General features: G+C 51.6%; 22 protein-coding genes. 14 read left to right on the top strand and 8 right to left on the bottom strand.

All coding sequences use genetic code 11. The features are described from left to right. The first annotated feature begins 6 nt into the window (after window positions 1–6). Together JUF11_RS04535 and JUF11_RS04540 are read left to right on the top strand one after the other, a co-directional pair. The gene (locus tag JUF11_RS04535) at window positions 7–1,176 is read left to right on the top strand and encodes a DUF2075 domain-containing protein (RefSeq protein ID WP_373305853.1); all 1,170 of its coding nucleotides are present in this window, start codon (window positions 7–9) and stop codon (window positions 1,174–1,176) included. Window positions 1,177–1,185: 9 nt separating this feature from the next. Continuing rightward, entirely contained in the window at window positions 1,186–3,135 is a 1,950-nt protein-coding gene (locus tag JUF11_RS04540) for an elongation factor G (protein ID WP_204118538.1), read from the top strand. Window positions 3,136–3,743: 608 nt separating this feature from the next. On the opposite strand, the gene JUF11_RS04545 is transcribed toward JUF11_RS04540, so the two are convergent. The 6 genes from JUF11_RS04545 to JUF11_RS04570 all read right to left on the bottom strand — a co-directional run bounded on the left by JUF11_RS04545 (window position 3,744) and on the right by JUF11_RS04570 (window position 9,311). Beyond that, window positions 3,744–3,833: a type I toxin-antitoxin system Fst family toxin gene (locus JUF11_RS04545; RefSeq protein WP_236000438.1), complete on the bottom strand. Its 90-nt coding sequence runs from the start codon at window positions 3,831–3,833 to the stop codon at window positions 3,744–3,746. Between the two features lie 120 nt (window positions 3,834–3,953). Continuing rightward, window positions 3,954–5,903 (bottom strand): alginate lyase family protein, encoded by a 1,950-nt coding sequence (locus tag JUF11_RS04550; protein ID WP_204118539.1) that lies wholly within the window; start codon window positions 5,901–5,903, stop codon window positions 3,954–3,956. Between the two features lie 71 nt (window positions 5,904–5,974). After that, the gene (locus JUF11_RS04555) at window positions 5,975–6,799 is read right to left on the bottom strand and encodes a PTS system mannose/fructose/sorbose family transporter subunit IID (protein WP_125579273.1); all 825 of its coding nucleotides are present in this window, start codon (window positions 6,797–6,799) and stop codon (window positions 5,975–5,977) included. Further along, window positions 6,786–7,580 carry a PTS mannose/fructose/sorbose/N-acetylgalactosamine transporter subunit IIC gene (locus JUF11_RS04560; RefSeq protein ID WP_125579272.1) on the bottom strand — a complete coding sequence of 265 codons (795 nt, stop codon included), beginning with the start codon at window positions 7,578–7,580 and terminating at the stop codon, window positions 6,786–6,788. The genes JUF11_RS04555 and JUF11_RS04560 overlap by 14 nt, the downstream gene beginning before the upstream one ends. A gap of 20 nt (window positions 7,581–7,600) precedes the next feature. Next, the gene (locus JUF11_RS04565) at window positions 7,601–8,095 is read right to left on the bottom strand and encodes a PTS sugar transporter subunit IIB (RefSeq protein WP_125579271.1); all 495 of its coding nucleotides are present in this window, start codon (window positions 8,093–8,095) and stop codon (window positions 7,601–7,603) included. A 28-nt stretch (window positions 8,096–8,123) separates the two neighbouring features. Then, window positions 8,124–9,311 (bottom strand): glycoside hydrolase family 88 protein, encoded by a 1,188-nt coding sequence (locus JUF11_RS04570; protein ID WP_204118540.1) that lies wholly within the window; start codon window positions 9,309–9,311, stop codon window positions 8,124–8,126. Window positions 9,312–9,590: 279 nt separating this feature from the next. Between JUF11_RS04570 and JUF11_RS04575 the strand changes: the two genes are divergently transcribed. The 5 genes from JUF11_RS04575 to JUF11_RS04595 all read left to right on the top strand — a co-directional run bounded on the left by JUF11_RS04575 (window position 9,591) and on the right by JUF11_RS04595 (window position 13,868). Further along, window positions 9,591–10,337: a GntR family transcriptional regulator gene (locus JUF11_RS04575; RefSeq protein WP_204118541.1), complete on the top strand. Its 747-nt coding sequence runs from the start codon at window positions 9,591–9,593 to the stop codon at window positions 10,335–10,337. A 75-nt stretch (window positions 10,338–10,412) separates the two neighbouring features. After that, entirely contained in the window at window positions 10,413–11,174 is a 762-nt protein-coding gene (locus JUF11_RS04580) for an IclR family transcriptional regulator (RefSeq protein ID WP_204118542.1), read from the top strand. Between the two features lie 182 nt (window positions 11,175–11,356). After that, window positions 11,357–12,181 (top strand): 2-dehydro-3-deoxy-D-gluconate 5-dehydrogenase KduD, encoded by an 825-nt coding sequence (kduD, locus tag JUF11_RS04585; RefSeq protein WP_125579267.1) that lies wholly within the window; start codon window positions 11,357–11,359, stop codon window positions 12,179–12,181. Window positions 12,182–12,221: 40 nt separating this feature from the next. Continuing rightward, window positions 12,222–13,067 (top strand): 5-dehydro-4-deoxy-D-glucuronate isomerase, encoded by an 846-nt coding sequence (kduI, locus tag JUF11_RS04590; protein ID WP_204118543.1) that lies wholly within the window; start codon window positions 12,222–12,224, stop codon window positions 13,065–13,067. 6 nt (window positions 13,068–13,073) lie between these two features. Further along, window positions 13,074–13,868 (top strand): hypothetical protein, encoded by a 795-nt coding sequence (locus JUF11_RS04595; protein ID WP_204118544.1) that lies wholly within the window; start codon window positions 13,074–13,076, stop codon window positions 13,866–13,868. A 182-nt stretch (window positions 13,869–14,050) separates the two neighbouring features. On the opposite strand, the gene murQ is transcribed toward JUF11_RS04595, so the two are convergent. Both murQ and JUF11_RS04605 read right to left on the bottom strand, forming a co-directional pair. Then, window positions 14,051–14,950 carry an N-acetylmuramic acid 6-phosphate etherase gene (gene murQ, locus JUF11_RS04600; protein WP_204118545.1) on the bottom strand — a complete coding sequence of 300 codons (900 nt, stop codon included), beginning with the start codon at window positions 14,948–14,950 and terminating at the stop codon, window positions 14,051–14,053. Next, complete coding sequence (locus JUF11_RS04605) at window positions 14,947–15,696, bottom strand: alpha/beta hydrolase (RefSeq protein WP_204118546.1); 750 nt, start codon at window positions 15,694–15,696, stop codon at window positions 14,947–14,949. Before JUF11_RS04605 ends, murQ begins: the two co-directional genes overlap by 4 nt. A 117-nt stretch (window positions 15,697–15,813) precedes the next feature. On the opposite strand from JUF11_RS04605, the gene JUF11_RS04610 reads away from it, so the two are divergent. The 7 genes from JUF11_RS04610 to JUF11_RS04640 all read left to right on the top strand — a co-directional run bounded on the left by JUF11_RS04610 (window position 15,814) and on the right by JUF11_RS04640 (window position 21,933). Beyond that, on the top strand, window positions 15,814–16,707 hold the full coding sequence (locus tag JUF11_RS04610; protein WP_204118547.1) for a BadF/BadG/BcrA/BcrD ATPase family protein: 894 nt from the start codon (window positions 15,814–15,816) through the stop codon (window positions 16,705–16,707). A 5-nt stretch (window positions 16,708–16,712) separates the two neighbouring features. Further along, window positions 16,713–17,804, top strand: a complete 1,092-nt coding sequence (locus JUF11_RS04615) for a DUF871 domain-containing protein (RefSeq protein ID WP_204118548.1) — start codon at window positions 16,713–16,715, stop codon at window positions 17,802–17,804. A gap of 108 nt (window positions 17,805–17,912) precedes the next feature. Then, window positions 17,913–19,229 (top strand): PTS sugar transporter subunit IIC, encoded by a 1,317-nt coding sequence (locus JUF11_RS04620; protein WP_204118549.1) that lies wholly within the window; start codon window positions 17,913–17,915, stop codon window positions 19,227–19,229. A 20-nt stretch (window positions 19,230–19,249) separates the two neighbouring features. Continuing rightward, window positions 19,250–19,513, top strand: a complete 264-nt coding sequence (locus JUF11_RS04625) for an acylphosphatase (RefSeq protein ID WP_204118550.1) — start codon at window positions 19,250–19,252, stop codon at window positions 19,511–19,513. After that, window positions 19,513–20,661: an exo-beta-N-acetylmuramidase NamZ family protein gene (locus JUF11_RS04630; protein WP_204118551.1), complete on the top strand. Its 1,149-nt coding sequence runs from the start codon at window positions 19,513–19,515 to the stop codon at window positions 20,659–20,661. Before JUF11_RS04625 ends, JUF11_RS04630 begins: the two co-directional genes overlap by 1 nt. A gap of 13 nt (window positions 20,662–20,674) precedes the next feature. Further along, on the top strand, window positions 20,675–21,001 hold the full coding sequence (locus JUF11_RS04635) for a hypothetical protein (protein ID WP_204118552.1): 327 nt from the start codon (window positions 20,675–20,677) through the stop codon (window positions 20,999–21,001). Window positions 21,002–21,072: 71 nt separating this feature from the next. Further along, complete coding sequence (locus tag JUF11_RS04640) at window positions 21,073–21,933, top strand: MurR/RpiR family transcriptional regulator (RefSeq protein ID WP_204118553.1); 861 nt, start codon at window positions 21,073–21,075, stop codon at window positions 21,931–21,933. Window positions 21,934–21,943: the final 10 nt, after the last annotated feature.

A 21,943-nucleotide genomic window follows, 5' to 3' on the forward strand; every position in this document is an offset into this window, starting at 1 on the left:
ACTTTCATGTTGCCACCGGCAGCGCAACTCACCGCCCAGCAGCAAGCCTTGCAGACGCGGCTGTTGCAGTTTATTCAGGTGCACCAACACGATGAGACAACGGCAGTGTTTGTGCTCCATGGTGATGCGGGTTCGGGGAAAAGCGCGGTGCTCAATGCCGTGTTCACCACCTTGCAGCATCAGGCCCACCAACCAGACAGTGCGCTGGCCGTTTTGCACAATCGGTTGTTAGTCAACCACAACGAAATGCTGAAAATCTACTGGGCCGTCGCGGCCGCAGATCCGTTGCTCCACAAAAGTGACTTTCAAAAGCCAACCCCGTTCATCAATGCCGCAACCAAGCAGCATCGCCGCTATGATGTGGTGTTTGTGGATGAAGCGCAACTGCTGCTGAGTCAAAAAGATGCCTTTAATCATTTTGATCAGGCCAACCAGCTCGATGCTTTGCTACCGCTGGCGCATGTGGTGGTGCTGGTGGTGGACTTTAACCAAGTGGTGAAGCTCAAAAGTTTGTGGACGCCGGCGATGCTTAAGCAGCATTTGGCCGGTCATCAGGTTGAATCAGCTGAGTTAACCCATCAACTGCGGATGCAGGACCCAGCCGTGAGCGCCTGGATCAATGCCTTCGTGGCCGGGCGCCTCCTGCCTTTGCCCAAACCAGCGGATTATGAACTGAGAGTGTTCCCGGATGGCGCGCCGCTGGTCGCGTGGGTGCGGGCTAAAGAAGCTGAATATGGCCTAGCGCGGTTGATTGCGACCACCGATTTTCCGTTTCGGGTGTTTGGCACTCGCACCTGGTACGTGCAGGCGGGGAGTGTGCGCTTGCCTTGGGATAAAATCAACTTCACCGATCGGCCATGGGCGAGTCGGCCGGAAACTTTAGGCGAGGTGGGGTCAATCTACACGATTCAGGGCTTTGACCTGAACGCGGCCGGGGTGATACTGGGTCCCAGTTTGGATTATGATGAAGCGACCGACCGCTTGACGGTGGATCCAAGCCGCTTTGAGGATCAAACCGCGTTTCGCCGTCGCCCGGATCTGGCTGATGACGAGGCGGCCAAGGCGGCGATTATTCGCCATGTGGCTAATATTTTGCTCAAGCGCGGGCGGCGCGCCTTGGGCATTTACGCGGTTAATCCGCGGTTGCGGGCGCGGCTGTTGGCTTTAGCGCAGTAAGGAGTAAGCATGAAACAAATCACAGCAGGGATTGTGGCGCATGTGGATGCCGGTAAAACCACGTTATCCGAAGCCTTGCTTTATCAAACCGGCGCGGTGCGGCAACTGGGCCGCGTGGATAACGGGGATGCCTTTTTGGATTCCGACCGGCTGGAAAAACAGCGCGGGATCACGATTTTTTCGCATCAGGCCCAGCTGCACTATCAGGATCTGACGTTAACCTTGCTGGACACCCCAGGACACGTGGACTTTGCCAGCCAAACCGAGCAGGTGCTGCCGGTGTTGGACTACGCGATTTTAGTGGTGGCCGCCAGCGACCATTTGCCCGGTTACACGCGGACCTTGTGGCGCCTGCTGCAGCGGTATCAGGTGCCGACTTTCATTTTTGTCAATAAAATGGATGTCGCCACTGCAGACCGCGCGGCGATGTTGAAGCTGCTGCAAACCGGGTTAAGCGAGGGCTGTCAGCCTTTTGACCAGGCTTTGGACGCAGAAACCTTAGCCTTGCAGGATGACCAGGCGCTGGATGAATACATGAGTCGCAATGCCTTGGCTGATGCAACAATTCAGCGCTTGATTGCCAAGCGCCAGGTATTCCCGGTGTACTTTGGGGCAGGGCTCAAGCTCACTGGCGTTGATGCCTTGCTGGCAGGGCTAGCTAAATGGACAGTGTCGATGAAGCCGCAACCAGCGTTTGCCGCCCGGGTCTTCAAGGTGTCCTATGATGACAAAGGCGAGCGCCTGACCTGGGTGCGCGTCACCGGCGGCACGCTGGCGCCTAAAGCGCTAGTGCTAGGAGAGCAGAAAGCCAATCAGCTGCGTGTTTATAATGGGGTGAAGTACACGGTGGCCAGTGCGGTGCAAGCCGGTGAGGTGTGCGCCATCCCTGGCTTGAGTGACACCAAACCGGGCATGGGGCTCGGTGTTGAGCCAAACGCGCCGGCGCCCCTGTTGCAGCCGGTACTAACCTACGCGCTTGATCCCCTGCAGGAAGAGCTGCAGCGCTGCGTAGCGGCCCTGCGTCAACTAGAAGATGAAGATCCAGCGCTGCATGTGACTTGGTCGCCACATTTGCAAGAAGTCCGGGTGCAGCTGATGGGCAAGGTGCAACTGGAAATCTTGCAGCAATTGCTTCAGCAACGGTTTAACTTAACCGTCGCCTTTGACGCCGGCAGTATTCTGTATCAGGAAACCATCACCCAGGCGGTGGAAGGAGTGGGACATTTTGAACCGCTGCGCCACTATGCAGAGGTGCATCTGCTGATGCAGCCCGGCCCGCGCGGTAGCGGGCTGATCTTTGCCAGCGACTGCAGCCTGGAAGTACTCGCCAAAAACTGGCAGCATCTCGTTTTGGCTAATCTCGCGGCCAAGGAACATCGTGGCGTGTTGACGGGGTCGCCCTTGACTGACACCAAAATTACGCTGGTGACCGGGCGCGCCAGCAACGTGCATACCGTCGGCGGCGATTTCCGCGAAGCCACTTGGCGTGCAGTGCGGCAAGGGCTGATGATGCTCAAACAAACTGGCGGCTGCCAGCTCTTGGAGCCTTGGTACAGCTTTCGGCTAGAAGTAGCGCAAACTCAGATCGGCCGGGCGATGAGCGATATCGAGCGCATGGCCGGCCTGTGCGATCCGCCCAGTGCACCGGCAGCCAATGGCATGGTGCTTCTGACCGGGTATGCGCCAGTGGCGGAGATGCAGGACTATGGGCAAGTCGTCAATGCCTACACGCATGGTCAGGGCCAACTAGAGTGCGTGGTTGATGGCTATCGGCCGTGCCATAACGAGGCGGCCGTGATCGCCGAGCGGGGTTACACCGAAGTGGGCGATACCGATAACCTAACCGGCTCCGTGTTTTGTGCACATGGCGCGGGCTACCCAGTGGCCTGGCAGGATGTCCCGGCGGCGGCACATGTGCCGTATCGGTATGATGCGGCGGCGCTTCAAGCGCTGGCTTAAGCCGCTGCAATGGGGGTGGCGGGTTGCTCGAGCAAAGGAAGCGGCACGTGGATTTGCTTCTCTCGAGCCTGCGCTGATGCTTTTGATTCAACCCCATGTTACACTCAAAACTGTAAGTAGCTATTCCATCTGAGCACAAGAGCCATTACTCGGTGGTTGAGTAATGGCTCTTTTTTTCGCTTTATCAAGCGTGTGGGTCAGAGGCAACCAAGACGGTTATCGTCGCCTATCTAACCAATCAGCGAACAGCCAATCGCCATCCCCACCAGCACTGGGGCGATAACGGTCATAAGTAGCTCATGCATCTGGACACACCTCCTGACGAGGCGGTTGCCACGGGTAGTATGCCATGTGAAAGACAGATTGACGAGGAACTTGCTTTAGGTTTGAGAAACAAAGACTTGAGGCAGAGTGAAGGCTGAGGCATAGGAGTCGGTATGCTGTATTTTTTGCCTTGGCATGTTATACTGACGGAGCAAGTAACGATTTCATGAAGGCACAAGAGCCACCACTCGTTTTCATGAAGGCACAAGAGCCACCACTCGTTGGGCGAGTGATGGCTCTTTTTTCGCTTCCTCAAGCGTGTGAGTCGGAGGCAACCAAGACAGTTATCGTCGCTTATCCAACCAATCAGCGAACAGTTCAATGACGATCCCCACCAACATTGGGGCAATAACAGTCACAAGTAACATCTTCATGATGGCACACCTCCTCACGAGGCAGTTGCCGCAAGTAGTATGCCATGTGAACTGCAGGCTGACGAGATTTTTGCCTAACTGAAAAGAAGGTTGGGAGTAGAGGGCACGCTTGCCAGTGCCTTAAACCTTCATCCGCGTTGTGGTGACGGTATCACCCAAGCGATGCACAACCACCGCTTGGGCATGAAAAGCTGTCCCATCTAAGGCGTACACCTTTTTGCCCCGGAACAGTTCTTGATGCATGATGCCTACGCTGTAACGCTCGGTAGGGCTCACCGCAATCTGCCAGCCAGAGCCTTCGGCAGAGGGCAGCGGTTGATCCAGATTTTGCAAAATCGGCACCGCTGTCACGGTGGCAGTTTTCGGCGCGATAATCGTGGTTTGACTGATGCGGTCCGTGAACGCCGTGTGGAAGGCCAGCACTTGATGGGGCTCGACCTCATTGTAGCGCGGCGAAAACGGTGCTTCAGCCACGGTGTAAGGACTAGCGTTGATCAGCTGCCATTGATCGTTCAGCAGCGCACCGTTAGCGGTCTGGGCCATTGTGACGCTGGGGTCAAGGTGGAAATACTGGGTCAATTCATGCGTGCCATCGACCTGCACTTCATCGGTCACCACCCAAATGCTGCCTGGGAGGCTGACGATTTTGCGGGTCCAGACGCTCAGCGGTTGGCTGCCGATGATGGTGCCTTCGAGATAGTGAGACTTGCCGCAGTGGCGAACATAAGGCTTCAGCGGGGTGCCGTATTGCGCGTATTCCCAGCTGGCACTGGGGGCGCATGGCGTGAACTGGTCCACCATGATGGCGTTATGGGCGGCGATGGTTTTCAGCGCCACGCGCAGGGGATGGTCTTCGCGATACGTGTACCGCCCGGAGTCAACCAGCAGCGGCTGGCCCTTGGCATACAGCGAGAAGTGGTTATTGTCACTGTGGCCGTGGCCGCTACCCAACGGTCCACCATTGAAGAACAGAAAATCAGCATCCTTTTGCCAGCTGCTGCGAATGGCATAGTTACCGCTATCGACCCCGTCAAAAACCAAGTCGGCTGGGGTGGCTTCAGGCGCGGCGTTAAAGGCTTGCACACCAGGTTGGCCGAGCCAGTAGAGGCTTTCTGGACTGAGGGTGGCTTCAGTGTAGCCCGTGAGCCGCGGCTGGTGCAAAATCACAGCGGCGCGATCGAAGACATCCGTGGCAACGATGCGATCGGTATCGCCGAACAATTCTAGTTCGCCGCTGGGCGTCAGCGTTAAAGCCAAGGCGCGGGTCATCTTTTTAGCGAATGGCACTAGGACCGTCACATCGCGTTGGCGCTGGTTTTGGCTGGCAATGGCCCGGAGCAAACCATTCAGCACCTCAACGTGATACATCAAGGACTGTTCCCATTGCATTCCATCGTCAAAAACCTGTAGGCCCAGCTGTTCGGCGAGCTCGGTTTCCGCCCATTGATAAAGCGGTTGGTCAGCAAAATCTGGTAGCAAAATCGGCAGCACCGTCAACAACGCGCAGGTTTGAATACTGCCCCAGTTGCTGGTTTTGTACTTGGGGATGTACTGGGCTTTGAGGTAATTGGCTTGGGCGAGCAGGCTGTCAGCGAGCGGGGCCAACACTTCATCCGGCAGAAGCTCGGCTTCCGCTAGATAAGTCAGGGCATCGACGATATTCACGAGCCGAATGCCGGTATCCAAGGTGCGGGTTGAATTCTCTGGTTTTAGGGTCGGATGCTGCGCCACCCAGGTCTGCAAATAGGCCAGCGCGGCCTGGTTGAATTCCGGCCGGTTGGTCAGGCGGGCGGCCAAAATGAGATCGCTGAGCCAGTCCATGCGGTTCAGCATGAAGCACCATTCTGGATCGTCGTTGCGTACAGCCTCATAGTCCATGGGGTTCAACTGATAAGGTCGGGTACAGCGCTCCATATCCCATGGCTTGTCGAACAGAAACGTGCGGTGCAGCAGGCGCTCGGCATCGGCAATAATAGCGCGTTGGGCGCTGGCAGAGAAGGCCTTCGGGTCAAAGCCGCGAGCGGCGGCAGTTTGCAAGAGCTGGGTTTTGATGTAATTAAGATCAGCCAAAATTATCCTCCAAGCAAGCTAGCGCCAACCGTCAGGGACAGTTGGCGCTAGTCTTTTTTATATTGTGGTGATTAGACGCCGAGCACGTGAACCAGGCTCAGGACAATCCCAATCACAACCGTCAAGATAACCAGTTTGTAGGTCGTCCAGCCGCGTTTCTTGATCAGGTAGTACATCAGCAAGGTGTACAGCACTGGCAGCAGGGCTGGGGCAACTTTGTCCAAGAGGGCTTGAATGTCCACGGTGGAAGTGGCGGCGCCTTTAGCGGCTTTGGCGCTGGAGGCGTAGGTCAAGGTGACCTTCATCTTGACAAAGGTGGCAGCCAAACCGGCGATAACGGTGACCCCGACCATGCTGGCGGCGTCAGAGATTTGGCTCATCTTGGCACTGAGTTTTTCAATCATGCTCGTGCCCAGCCGCTTCCCGTAAGCGCCCATCCCAAACTTAATGGCCAGCAAGGTGATGTTTTCAGCCAACAGGAAGAAGACAGGGGCCAAGGCGATGTTGTTCATCGCCAGGGAAGCGAAGATGGTGGAGAACAAAGGCGCAATACAGAACTGTGATAAGGAATCCCCAATCCCAGCCAGCGGGCCCATCAAGGCCATCTTGATCCCGCGGGTTTCCTTGTATTCCAGCCCGTTATCCGCCATGGCCAAATGAATGGACGTGATGAACGGAATCAGGTTCGGGTTGGTGTTGTAGAATTCGATGTTTTCACTCAGGACTTCAGCCAACTTGTCAGGATCGTTGCCATACAATTTCTTGAAGGCAGGATACATGATCAAGGAATAGCCTAAGCCTTGATAGTTACTGTAGTTAAACCCGTTTTGCAGGAAGTATGCCCGCAGCGTTGTTTTGTGGTAATCGCTATTGGTTAAGACATTAGATCCAGTCATCGCGTGATTCCTCCTGACTTGTGGTGGTAGCTTGCGCTGGTGCGGCTTGCTTCTCATCTTGTTCGAAGTAGAACTTCAGGGCAAAGACCAAACCGATGATGGCAATGCCGATGACAGGCAGTTGCAGGTAAGCGGCCAAAGCGTAACCCAACAGGGCAAATGGCACGAGTTGCTTTTTGAGCATAACGGTCATGATCATCGCAAACCCGATGGCTGGCAGCATACCGCCGGCCACATTCAGGCCAGTGAGCAACCAAGCAGGGATCATGTTAACCAAGGTCTTCAAGGTGTCCATGCTGTAGGCGCCCAGGAAGCCCAGTAAGAACCCAACAGTGGCGAATAAAATCACCGTGGTGTTAGCAATTAAGCGGAACTTGCCGAACTTATGGGCCTTCAAAGCGTTAGAAGCGGCTTCTGGCAGGCCGGCGCACAAGGTGTAAACAAACGTCTGCAGGAACTGAATGGCGACCGCGAACGGAATGGACAGGGCCAAGGCACTTTGGGGCGTGACCCCAGACATGGTGATGGCCATCAACGTCCCGATGATCCCAGGGCCGATTGGGTTCGGTGGGACAGTACCACCAGCGCCGACCCCGAAGCCCATGAAGGCCAATTCAGCGACGGCCCCGCAGGCCAAAGCAGTAGGGATGTCGTTCAAAATGACCCCAACGCCGAAACTCAAGACCAAGGCGCGGTTGGTGTAAATGCCCCATAACATCCCCGCGTAACAAAACGCGGTCCAAAGCCCAATCAGTAGGGCTTGAATGAGTGTGATATGCATAAGTGCTCCTCCTATTGAGATTAATCTAAGTAGTCCGCAATGTTAACTTCGACACTGCCATCATTGCCCGATGGCGTGGTGCGGTTGTCGAATTCGATGTGATAATCGTTGATCAACGACTTCAGCGCCGCCTTATCCTCAGCACCAAGGAAAATGGAACGGGTGACTTTTTCCTTGCCCGGGGCGTTGTGAATGTTACCAATGTTGATCTTCTTAATCGGCACGCCACCAGCTACGAGCCGCAGCGCGTCTTTAGGATCCTTGACCAAAAGGAAAATCTTCTGGGCAGGGTTAGCTTTATAAATAATATCGATCACCTTTTGCACCGGATAAAAGCGCATGGCGACAGAATCTGGAATCACGGTTTTCATCAAAGTCTGAGCGACCTTGTCTTCAGCGGCTTCGTCATTGGCGACGATGCAGGTGTTCACCCCTAAAACCTTGATCCACATTTGGCCTTGGCCGTGAACCAACCGTTCATCAATGCGTGTCATTACAATATTTGGATCTGCCATTTATTTGTCCTCCTTGAATAAGTGCGACTTACCAGTACATTTGCCACTGCTTCTTATAACGAATCAACGCTTCTAAGTAGAAATAATCGCCCCATAAATTGCCTTCGTCGACCCCGCGACCAGAATGCCAGGAGTACACGCCGTGGTTCAACAAGGCGGTAATGCCAGTGGTTTGCTCGGCCGTGTAGTTGTTGATCAAGCTACGCATCATCGCCGAAGCAGCGTGCTGGTAAAGCGGCTTAAGTTCATCTCCTTCCGCCAAAAAGCCTTCCATTTGCTTGATGCCGCAAACCGCGATGGCGGTGGCGGAGGAGTCTTTCGACTGCCAGTCGCCGTCGTGGAAAATCAGATCCCAGTAAGACACCAGATCTTCAGGCAGGCGGTTTAAGAAGTAGTTGGTCACGGCTTTGAACGTTTGCACATCCGCGTGATCTTGCAAGCGGGTGTAGTTCAACGCGATGCCGTAAATCAACCAACTCTGTCCGCGGGCCCAACTCGAGTCATCCGCGTAACCTTGGCGGGTTTTGCCGCCCAGCGGTTTACCCGTTTCCGGGTCAAAGTAGAAGGTGTGGAAAGCGGAAGCATCGGGCCGAATGGCATATTTCAGCGTGGTGGCGTAATGCTTGGCCGCCACATCGCGGTACTCGGGCTTACCCGTTTCCTCACTAGCCCAAAACAGCAGCGGAATGTTGAGCATGGCGTCGACAATCAGCCGGTAATTCTCTGCACTGCCTTTGGGCCCCCAGGCTTGAATGAATTCGCCTTTCGGGTTGTAGCGCGTCATCAGCTTATCAGCGGCTTCCAGCGCGGCGGCTTTGGCCACCGGGTTGCCGGTCAGCTTATAAGCGCTGACGCAAGAGGGACTGTAGAGAAAACCGAGGTCATGGTGATCGACGTCGATCTCGTGGTCGATGCGGTACTTGAAGCTCTGCACGTTTTTCTCTGCCAACTGGCGGAATCGTTCATCATGCGTTGCTTCGTACGCTAACCACAGAATCCCCGTCCAGAACCCCGTCGTCCACTCCACGTTCTTCGTGGGCTCGTAGCTGCTGTTCTTGGTCGATGAGCTGGGGAAAGTTTCCCCTAGCTTCAGAATGTTGTGCTCTACCTTAGCAATCACTGCAGCGATGGCTTCGTCAATCTCGGCTTGGCTTAGCAAAGGTTGATCCAGAAACCGCTGTGGGTCTTGCACAGGCTCCAAATTGATCTGTGTCATAGCGTCCTCCCAACACGTTAAGATTATAAAGGGTTAACGTGTTATCTGATTTCACGACCTAGCATACGCCGGATTTTTTTGTTTGTAAACGCTTTTTTGCAAACGTTTTTTGGCCAAGTGACAATCTTCACTAAGTTAACCCTAAAACGGCTGGACTGTCTGGTAAATTTGATGATTTTATGATTAAAAAAGCTGGCCTTTTCTGGCAAGTTGGCGTAGATTGAGGGAGAAACAACAGTTATCACGTTAACCCTAATTTTCCAAATAGGAGTCGTTAAAATGCAGCCAAAATATCAATTGATTAAGCAAGAAATCGTTAAAGCCATCGAGGATGGCACCTTCAAACCCGGCATGCGGATCTACTCAGAAGGGGAACTGCGGACCAAGTATGGCGTCAGCAACACCACTGCCGTGCGGGCCCTCAATGAACTCGTCAGCGAAGGCTACCTGGTCCGGCGCCAAGGGGACGGCACCTTCGTCCGGCGCAACTTGAATCACCAAAAGGCCTGGTTCAGCGAATTCTCACCCTATAAGCTTGACGCCACGGGCCAACGCGTCCGGATGAATGAACATAGCGTCACCACGGTGGATGAAAATGTCAGCAACGCGACCATCTCCACCTTGCTGGGGGATCCCACTGAAAGCCAGCAACTGATTTGCGTCCACCAAGTCGCTTATGCCAACGATGTGGCCTGGAAGTTCCAAGATCGCTACTTATTAGGCACCTACTTGGACCATGCCGCGATTGAACGGCTCAAAACCGGCAGCAGTCTCTCCCGGGAGATGCGCCTCGATCGCAACTTGGCTGACTATCCCACGCAGACCCTGGTGAATGTGCAGGCACGCACTGAACTACCAGGGTTGGAAAAGGAGATTGCGGCGCTCGGACAGGAAGCCAACTATGCCGATGCTCCAGCGGTGTTTCATCTGACCAAGACCTTTTACGGCCCGGCTCACCAGACGCTGGTCTATCTCATTTCCGATAACCATCCAGGGTACTATCACATTGAAGTGTTGACCGACTAGCCGCTTGAATAATCGCCTGATTTCGCTTATGATATGAATGATTTCCAAATGATAAACGATGATGGGGGCAAAATGATGCCAACAAACACCAACAAACCGTATGGTACGGTGCTAGTGAAAGCAAAAGAGATTCTCGATTTTCTAGGGCGCACAGAAACCGCGCCGACGCTGGCGGAAATTAGCGCCGGCGTGACCATGGCCAAGCCCACTGCGCTTAAGGTCTTAACCACCATGAATGAGTTGGGCCTGGTGCGCCGCGATGATCAAACTAAACGCTACTATATGGGCACGCAGCTGATTGCCTATGCGCAAAAAGCCTTAGCCAGCTTTGATATCGCCGGTACTGTGCGGCCTTATTTGGAGCGGCTTCGGGATGAAACGCAGGAAACCATCAACTTAGGCGTGGTGCGCGATGATCAGATTGTCTTGATTGATAAGCTGGAAAGTCCTAATTCCATCAAGCTGCAGTCGATTATCGGTGGCACCATGAATCTCTACTCGTCGGCGATGGGCAAGGCGGTGCTGGCCGGCTATAGTAGTGCCCAGCTGCACCAGTACCTGAGTGGCCGTGAGCTGAAGGCCTTAACCCCAGCGACGTTGACCAAGCAAACCGCCCTTCAGGCGGATCTCAAGCGCATCCGCCAAACTGGTATCAGTATCGACAATGAAGAAAACGAGCCGGAAGTGTACTGCTTAGGCGTCACGCTGCAAAAGAGCAACCATTTGTACGGGGCAATCTCGGTGTCGACGCCGAAATATCGCTTATCCGATGAGCGGCGTGCGCAATTCGTGCGGCTGCTGCTCAACACCCAGCACGCCATCGAATCCGTGCTTTAAAGAAAGATTTTAACCCGCAAAAACCCGCGTCGGATTAACGTTTCGGCGCGGGTGTTCGGTTGAAAATGGTCGCAACCGCTTGCATTTTTTGCACTGACAGCTTATATTAGCTCTGTTGATCAGATAAGAAACATCATTTCTGTATAAGAAATGGTAAGACGCAAAGCTAAGGAGCAAAGCATATGGCAGAAATTCACCAAAGCGAAGAAGAAATCAAGCAGCACGAAGCAGAACTCGATAAGTTCAACATGAACAAATTCGACCTGACGGGCAAAGTGGCCGTCATCACCGGTGGTAACACTGGGTTGGGCCAAGGCTATGCCATCGCCATGGCCGAAGCCGGCGCCGATATTTTCATTCCCACCTTCGGCAAGGCTGAGTGGGACAACACCCGGCGTTTGATTGAAAAGCGCGGCCGCAAAGTTGAGTTTGCCGATGTCGATTTGACCAAGGCAGGTGTGGCTGAGCAAGTGATCGCTGAAGCCGTTGAGAAGATGGGTCACATTGACATTCTCGTCAACAACGCCGGCATGATCCGCCGCAATCCCTTGCTGGAATCTAAGGATGAAGATTGGGACCGCGTCATCGCCATCAACCTGTCCGCGGTTTACCACGTTTCGCTGGCGGCGGCGAAGGTCTTTGCTAAGCAAAAGTATGGCAAGATCATCAACATCGGTTCCATGCTGTCTTTCCAAGGCGGTAAGTTCATTCCTTCTTACACCGCCTCTAAACATGGCGTGGCCGGGTTGACCAAGGCTTTTGCCTCCGAACTGGGCGCGTACAACATCACCGTGAACGCCATCGCCCCAGGTTACATCAAGACTGAAAACACCGCGCCAATCCGCGCGGATAAGAGCCGCAACCAGGAAATCCTGGACCGCATTCCAGCCGGTCACTGGGCAGAACCTTACGAATTGATGGGGATTGCCGTGTTCTTGGCCAGCGATGCTTCCAGCTACATCAACGGGGCCATCATTCCAGTTGATGGCGGCTACCTGGTTCGTTAATCAGCACCTTTTGTCACTCATTTGAGGAGGAGATAACACCATGGCATTTTCAATGCACACTAACTATGCCCACAGCCCTAAGGATATCGAGCATTACTCCACCGCTGAGCTGCGGGACCAATTTCTCGTTGAGCACCTGTTTACCCCAGGTGACATCAATTTGACCTATACCTATAACGACCGCATGATTTTCGGCGGTGTGACGCCAACCACTGAACCGTTGGAAATCGTGCTGGACAAGCAGCTCGGCGTTGATTTCTTCCTGCAGCGCCGCGAGCTGGGCGTGATCAACATTGGCGGCGAGGGTACCATTACCATCGACGGCGACACCCAGGACATGGTGCCACATGATGGTTATTACATCGGCATGGGCCACAAGCATGTCGTGTTTGCCTCTAAAGATCCCAAGCAGCCGGCGAAGTTCTACACTGTGTCGACCCCGGCGCACAAGACCTACCCAGACAAGAAGCTCCCATTTGCCAACGCTTTGCAAAAGCCAATCGGTGATCAGGAACATATGAACAAGCGGGTCATCTACAAGTATATCGATGCCAGTCAAATGGACACCTGCCAGTTGCAGATGGGCTACACTGTTTTGGCCCCAGGTTCTTCTTGGAACACCATGCCAGCCCACACCCATGCGCGTCGGATGGAAACGTACCTGTACATTGAATTCCCAAGTGCTGACACGCGGGTCTTCCACTTCATGGGTGAACCAAGTCAAAGCAAGCATATTGTGATGACCAACGAATCCGCCGTGGTTAACCCAAGCTGGTCGATTCACTGCGGCGTCGGCACCACCAACTACGCCTTTATCTGGGCGATGTGTGGTGAAAACCAAACTTATGATGACATGGACCAAGTCGCCATGTCTGACCTGAAGTAAACCGCCATGGCAGAATTAACCTTCGGCCTGTACCATGCCGGCCAAGTCGTTCAAGCGGCTCCTGCTGGCGCCAGTGCCTATGTGGCCTACCACCACGGCTATCAAAGCGGTGATTATTATCAAGTGACGGTTGAGCGTACCCCCGCCTACCTCGTCGCTCAATTCGATCCCGCGCTGGCCCCAGCGTTGGTTTACCTCACGGAGCCAACTTGGCGCTTTGACATTCCGGTCAATGATCTGCGCGAATGGCCATACCCTGAATCCGCCTTTGCTGGGCGCAACCATTACGCCAGTGTCCGCTATGCCACTGCCGATGAAATTGCGGCCCGCCGCAACCTCGCCTTGAATAGCCATGATTTGCGCCAGGCGCAAAGCGTTTATCCGCACGCTAGCGCCAACGCCGAAACGCGCGGTGAGTATGTTTTCTACGCACGCAACGCGATTGACGGCTACGTGGCCAATGAAAATCACGGTAACTGGCCGTTTCAGTCTTGGGGCATTGACCAGCGGGAAGACGCCGAGTTGACCATCGATTTTGGCCGGCCGGTGACCATCGATACCGCGGTGATTACCCTCCGCGCGGATTATCCGCATGATACCTATTGGACCGATGGCAGGTTGAGTTTTTCTGATGGCAGCGAAGAAGCCATCACCATGGCCAAAACTGCGGCGGCGCAGCGCTACACGTTCACACCACGCACGGTGACCTGGATCAAACTGAATCAGCTAAAACGTGCGCTTGGTACGGAATATTTCCCGGCGTTAACCGAACTGGCGGTTTATGGCCAGGAGGCGAAGTAGAAGCGAGTGCTGCCACCATGCAAGCTTGCTTCTGGAAAGGCGAGACTCCTGCTCGAATTGAGCAGGGGTCTTTTTGTGAGCTCGCGAGTATCTGAATGGTATTTAGCTAGGATGGCTGAACAAAGAGAGGCTCGTCATCTTTTGCGATGACGAGCCTCTCTGCGCTGTCAGATCGTAGTTAATTAATTTGCGTTAATTCGACTAAGGCTATCTGCAATTCTGCCGTGGGCATCAGTTAGCTGGTTTTCGGCCGCCTTTTCGTCGATTTGGGCCAAAATCATCAAAATGGCCACTTTAGGTCGCCGATGAGAGGCGAGGTAGTACTGATGAGCCTCAGTTTTTGAAACCCCGGTTGCTTCCGCGATGATGCGCTGGGCGCGATCAACGAGCTTACTGTTGGTTGGCTGCAAGTCGACCATGAGATTACTGTAAGTTTTGCCGATTTTGATCATGGCAGTGGTGGAAATCATGTTTAGCAACAGTTTTTGGGCTGTACCAGCTTTCATCCGCGTTGATCCGGTTAAAATCTCAGGCCCGACAATCGCCTCAATCGGATAATTAGCATATTGACTGATTAGTGCATCGGAATTACAACTAATCGCACCGGTTACACAACCGGTGGCCTGGGCAAATTTTAGTCCGGAGATGACGTAAGGGGTACGACCGCTGGCGGCAAGACCAATCACGACGTCTTTGTTGGTGAGCCCATGCGCCTTCAAATCTTCCGCACCCAGCGTGGTTGAATCCTCTGCCCCTTCGACTGCATGTGTGATGGCGGTGCTGCCACCGGCGATGAGACCCTGCACGAGTGAAGGCGAAACGCCAAAGGTCGGCACGCACTCTGAAGCGTCCAGGATACCTAGGCGGCCACTGGTGCCAGCTCCGATATAGAAAAGCCGACCGCCAGCTTGAAAGGCGGTGACCACACTGTCAACCAAACCGGTTAGTGGTTGAATGATTTGTGGGGTGGCTAATGCTGGGGCCACTTTTTGGTCTTCTTCGTTGATTAACTTGAGGACATATTCGGTACTTAGTTGGTCAATTTCGCTGGTATTGGGATTGCGCATTTCCGTGTAGTTCATGCTTTGATACCCCCTGTCAACTTTTCTAGCGGAAGCCATTCAAAGATTTTTGGCAATTGCGAATCCCAAAAATTCCAATCATGCTTGCCGGGTTCGATATGTGCATTTAAATCGATTTGATATTGCTCACGTATCATTTGATCAAAGTGCTTACAATCATCAAGTAATTCATCATCGGTGCCCATGCTCTGAAACCAGTTAACTGCCTTCAAATCAGGAGCTGTTAACGCGAACTCTGTGCTGAGTGCCGGAATTTTTTCCGGGTCTGGCCAAATGGTGTTTCGGTAGTCAGGCATTAGTCGCCTGACTACCGTAAGATCAGTGACCGGAGATAGCGTGGCGACATGGCTAAAATGGCTTGGATAATGGGCAATCCAACGGTAAGCGCCATACCCACCCATTGAGTTACCCACTAAAAATCGCTTTCTTGCAGTCGTTGCCAGAGGCAAGAGTGTTCCCAGATAGGCTGGTAGCTCCTCGGTTAAATAATCGAAATAACGCTGACCATCCGGCGCATTGCGATAAAAAGACCGGTGCATATCTGGCAGAATGATTGCTACTTGGTACTGGGAGGCGAAGAGCTCGAGGCGCGTTTTTCGCAACCAGACACTACCATTATCACCAAGACCGTGAAGCCACCAGATTGTAGGGAGGTTTTTTGACGATGGGTGGTCAGGGAGCAGGAGTCGAATCGTTTCTTGATTTTGTAGAACACTTGACGAAAATTGAAGTTCGAGATTTGCCATGATTTGCCTCTTTGAAATAAAAAATCTTAAAATACATGAAATATTTGAAATGTTGTTTCTTACGTTTATAATGTAACCGTAGTCAATTCGTTAGTCAAGACAAAAGGAAGTGTCAAAATGCGGTTTGTGATAGGAATCGACAGCGGTGGGACCCATATTGTTGCTCAGGTCATCAGTTTAGATGGCGAGGTGCTAAGTACTTATCAAGCCGGGCAAGGTAATCTGCTGGTAAATTTTGAGGAAACCAAGAATAATCTGGTCAAAGTATTAGAGGAAATTGGGCATGATTACGCGTTGACATCATGTGAGGGCATTGTGATTGGCATTGCCGGTGCAGAAACTGCCGGTGGAGCACCAGCATTGCTAAAGCACCTCAGCAAAAGCTACGCTGGTCCCATCGAATTGATGAGTGATGCGACACTGGGCTTGTGGAATACCCTCGAAGGTGCCAATGGCATCTTGGCTATCGCTGGTACTGGGTCTGCAGTGTTTGCCAAACAGGAGCATCATATTCTCCGCGTTGGTGGCTGGGGATACTTGATTGGTGATGAGGGGAGTGCTTACGATATTGCTCGCCGGACGTTGCAAGCCATCACCCACTTCCAGGATACACAAGAGGCGCCGGTTTTTGTTCAGCTATTTCTTGATCAGACGCCAGCGCAAACAGTTAATGAATTGGTATCACGGGTTTACAGCATGTCGCGCAAAGAGATTGCAGAATTTGCCATGATCACCGCTGCGCTGGCGGAGCAAGATGACACTGCAAAAAGCATCATCGAGCAGGCCGCCACTGCATTAGCAGATCAAGTAGGATTGATGATTACCCGAGTTAACCCTGATGGACCTCTCAAAGTGGCAGAGTCGGGGACCGTTTTGTTACACAACAAAACCTATCGCCAGGCCTTTGAAAAGGCAATTAAAAACCAGCAATCTAACGTGCAATTCCTGACGACGACGCGGAATAATGCTTGTGGTGCATTCTACTGGTTTAAAGCAAAGGAAGGAAATTAGTCATTATGACAATGAGACAACTGGGTCTGTCAATCTATCCCAACCACAGCAATGAGGCGGAAGATAAAGCCTATTTGCTGTTGGGCGAAAAGTACGGTTTCACACGCATCTTTATGAGCATGCTTGAGGCGAATGACGTCAAAGCCACCGAGGAAAAATTTCGCCGGATTATCGAATTTGGGAATCAACACGGTTTCAAAACCACCCTGGACGTTTCACCACGGATTTTTGATCAACTAGGTATTTCTTACACTGATCTTGCGTTTTTTAAGCGGATTGGCGTTGCTGCAGTGCGATTGGACCAAGGGTTTAATGGCATTACCGAAGCTGATCTTTCCTACAATCCTGAGCAGTTAATTATTGAATTGAACATGAGCAATGATACCGGATATCTGGACAATATCTTGAGCTATCAGGCTAATGTGCCGTTTTTATATGGCTGTCACAACTTTTATCCTCAGGTGGGGACAGGGCTGGAAGATGAATTTTTTGAACGCTGCACGAAGCGTTTCAAGAGCCGGGGCATTCACACGGCGGCATTTGTGTCGAGCCAGGTAGGAACGCAAGGCCCGTGGAACGTTAATGATGGTTTACCAACAAGAGAAAGCGACCGCTACTTGCCCATCACCACTCAAGCCAAGTCGATGTTTATGAGCGGCTTAATCGATGATGTCATCATCGGCAATGCGTATGCCAGCGAGGCGGAATTGAAGGCGTTGGCTGCATTAGATCGTTACAAGTTAAGTTTCAACGTGCAGACAGTGGCCGGGATCAACCCGGTTGAGCGCCAAATCTTGTTACAAGAAAACCATTATCGGCGCGGCGATAGTAATGCACTGGTGGCTCGCTCCACCGAGTCGCGTGTGAAATATCGGCCAGATGCTAACCGACCCCATGACAATACGCACGATTTTGAGCGTGGTGATATTCTGATTGGCAATGATGACTTTGGCGTGTATAAAAACGAACTTCAAGTGGTGCTTAAACCGCACCATGACCTGAGAAAAAATAAAGTAGGCAGCATTGATGACGCAGAGCTACCACTGCTGAAGTACCTGTATCCTTGGACCAAATTCACTTTTACGGCAGCTGATTAGTTCAAGCTTAGAAATGAAATTTCATTTTTTTAACAAAATGATTGAAACATAAAATCAAGATGCTATACTGTAGTTGCAAATAAAGCGTTTGCAGAAAGGGATGTCAACATGCAAAAGTTTTTAAATTGGATTGAAGCTAAAATGATGCCACCGATGGTTAAACTTTCCCAGAACCGATACTTGGTCTCGATTCGTGATGGGATTATCGCCACCATGCCGTTGGTGATGTTAGGTAGCTTCTTTGTTCTGATTGCTCAGTTTCCAATTGGGGCTTGGACTAAGTTCGTAGCCCCGTATGTGGCAACAATCATGTTACCTTACCGGATCACCGTTGGTTTGATGGCGGTTTACGCTGCTTTTGGGATCGGGTATCAACTGGCTAAGCATTACGAACTGGATGCATTATCAAGTGGGTTGATCTCGATGGGCGCCTTCTTGATGACCACCATTCCAGTCTTAGCCAATGATGCTGCTAATGCCAAGGTTTCATTGGGCATGGTAATGCCAATGACTTATCTTGGTGGATCTGGTATGTTTACTGCGATTATTGTCGCGATTTTCTCAACAGAAATCATTCATTTTTGTGCCAAACATAACATCACCATTAAGATGCCAGATCAAGTTCCGGAATCAGTTTCCAAATCATTTGCCGCTATCATTCCATCAGCGGTCGTTATCATTGTTGTTTGGGTAATTTCTGGTGTGCTTCACTTCAACATTAATAGTGCTTTGATGACACTCTTCAAGCCAATTGTTGATGTTGGCATGAACTCATACTTTGGCCTTGTCTTACCACCACTTCTGATTACCCTACTCTGGGCAACTGGTATTCATGGCGATTCGATTATCGGTAATCTGGTGCGGCCATTTTGGCTGATTCTCTGGCAGCAAAATGCTGATGCCGTCGCTGCCGGTCATGCCGCTGCCAACATTGCGACAGAAGGTTTCTACACCTTTGTTTGGATTGGCGGTTCAGGTGGTACGTTAGCCCTTTGCTTGATTGCCATGCTATTTGCGAAGTCAGCTTACTTAAAGCAAATTGGTAAATTGGCCTTTATCCCTGGGGTCTTCAATATTAACGAACCTATTATTTTCGGGGCGCCTGTTGTTTTGAACCCACTGCTGGCCATTCCATTTATTGTCGGACCGTTCATCACTTCCACGATTACTTACTTTGCGATGTACTTTGATCTCGTGAATAAAACTTCAATGCTTGCGCCATTCACGGTGCCATTCCCAATCATGGGTTACATGATTACGCAAGCCGATGTGCGGGCCGTTGTGCTCATGCTCCTCAACTTTGCCATTTACCTGGCTATCTACTATCCATTCACAATGATGTATGATAAACAGTTGTTGAAGCAAGAACGTGAAGAAAAAGCGGAAGAAGACGCTGAAGCAGCTGGTACGTCCGCGACAGCATAGTATTTAGGAGGTTTAGATCGATGCGTAAAAAATTAACGATTCACGGCAATCTTTCTGAGGGAGGCGTTAAGTATGTGGCACAACGCTATGCGATGCCATTAGGCTTAACGGGTGTCTCCTCAAGAGGGCCTGAGGGTACCATCGTGGTCGAAATTCAAGGCGATCAGAAGAAAATTGAGCAATTTAAGACCAAAATGGCCAAGGGCAATCAGTTCTTTTCTGTGGAGCGCATCGATGAAGAAGATATGCCTGAAGTGGCTGAAAAAATGTTCAGGATTGGCTGATGACGATGGAGCTAGGCAACGAAGCCGTTAACGAATACGCGGCGTTACTTGCGGGCAAACGCGTAGGGTTAGTGACAAACTTCAGCGGGTTAACCGCGACGTTTAAGCCAACGTACCAGGTATTGAACGAGCTTAGCGCTGGTGTCACTAAGCTATTTACACCAGAACATGGCCTTCACGGAATTGCCGGTGCAGGTGAAAGCGTTGAGAGCTACTTCGATAATGCACTTAACCTTGAAGTTGTCAGCCTTTACGGTAGCCACCGCGCACCTGCAGGGGATGATTTCACTGATATCGATGTGTTGGCCTTTGATATCCAAGACATCGGTGTCCGCTACTACACGTATATCTACACCTTGCTAGAGTCGATGCAAGCCGCAGCGCAGGCGAACATGCCAGTGTTGGTTTTTGACCGGCCTTTACCCTTAGGGCGGCAGCAGCCGGTGGGACAAGCGATGACCCATGATTATTTCTCATTCGTGGGCCTGCTGCCCTTACCGAATCGCTATGAGCTAACCATTGGCGAGTTGGCGGCATGGATTAAAGATCACCTAACACCGCAGTTGCAATTAACCGTCGCAATCATGCGGGGCTGGGATGCTAGTCGAAACTTGTTAGATAATGGTCTACCGTGGGTTGCCCCTTCGCCTAATCTGGCCACTTTGGATGCGTTGCGGTTATATCCAGGACTGTGTTTACTGGAAGGCACGAATGTCTCTGAAGGCCGCGGCACGGTGAAGCCATTCGAACAATTTGGAGCTCCTTGGATCGATGCGAATCAACTGGCGAATTGCTTGACTGAAACTGCAGCGCAGGACGACCATCTTCGGTTTCAACCAGTCTGGTTTGAACCGCTAGCCTCCAAGCACACACATGAGATTTGCCAAGGCGTGCAAGTGCACATCATGGATAATGCATTTAATCCGCTTACATTAGGGTATAATGTGTTGAAAGCAATGATGACACTTTGGCCAGATCGGTTCACCATGGATCTGGTGTCGCCTGTAATTGGTACGAAGCATCGGTTTATCGAATATTTAGCAGGCCGCCAGCTGCAAACAATTGCGGATCTTGACGCTGGCATTGAGTTGAGTGGGGTAACTGACCACAAATTCTGGCAGGAAAGCCGTGCTTATTACCGTTACTGAGAGGATGATACTAATGGGTTATGCGATTATGATGTTTTTAGTATTGGCGGTGCTCTTTACGGCTGCGCTAGCGCTGGTGGGTTGGGTTTATCAAAGTGGCCACCGAATTTACGGGACACTTGTTGGCTTTGCCAGCTTTATCTTGCTCATTGTGGCGCAGGCCATCACGAATAATCGAATTGCCCTGATTGCCTTTCAAGTCGTTTTCTTGTTTGGATGCATTGTCTTTTTCATGGCAGCGACTAGAAACTATAAGCTGTTTATGGCGGGAGAAGGCAAAGGGTGGTTGGCCAATCGCGTGCGGAAAATGCAAGCCTTGAGCAAAAATCATCCGCATTAAAAAAACAAATCCGGGAAAAGTTTTGATAACAGGCTTATCAGAACTTTTTTCTTCTTTAAGGGGGAATCAAGATGAATTTTCAGAATCGAGTTCGTATCAGCCAAGATGATCTCACTGCCGCAGAGTCGAAGGTTGCGCAATACGTGTTAGAACATCCGGAGGAAACGGTTAATTATAGCGTGGATCAGCTTGCCAAGCTGGCAGGTGCGAGTTCTGCGACAGTGGTCAGAATGGTGAAGAAACTTGATATTGATTCCTTCACGGCGATGAAGATTATGCTCTCGATGGATCTGGTTGAAGGAAAAGAAGACGACGAGAAACAGCTTGATATCAAAGCCAATGAATCCTTTGGCTCGATTCGCGACAAGTTAGCTGAAAATGAGACCAAAAATATTGAGCAGACCAAGAGCTTACTGAAGTCAGATGATTGCAACAAAGCAGTGAACCGCCTCAAACAAACCAATACGCTTTATGTCTTTGGGGTCGGCGCGTCTTCTTTGGCGGCAGAAAATATTCGGCAAAAATGGGCCAGAATCGGCTTGCGCGTCGTGGTTGGCCGTGATGTCAATGTATTTTTGACGGAGTTAAGCAACGCCACCAAAGACGATACGCTGTGGCTCGTTTCAAATTCAGGTGAGACACCGGAAATCTTATACGTAGCGAATTATGCTAAGGAGAGCGGCTTGTTTTTGATTACCTTGACGATGTTCGGCCAGAACCACTTGGCTAAATTAGGTGATGTTTCACTGAAAACCATTAAACCGATGGAGCCAGATGTTCGTGTGGGGGCGACGAACTCGATTACAGGCCAGTTTTTCGTCATTGACGTCATTCTATATCTCTACTTCAGTCAGGACTTTGATCGCAGTTTTGCTGCCATTACCGCTTCTAAGCGCTTAGCTAAAAACTATAAGTCACAGTTTAAAAATTAAGGAGGGAGCG

The sequence above is a fragment of the Lacticaseibacillus suilingensis genome (assembly GCF_016861845.1).
GTDB classification, from domain to species: domain Bacteria; phylum Bacillota; class Bacilli; order Lactobacillales; family Lactobacillaceae; genus Lacticaseibacillus; species Lacticaseibacillus suilingensis.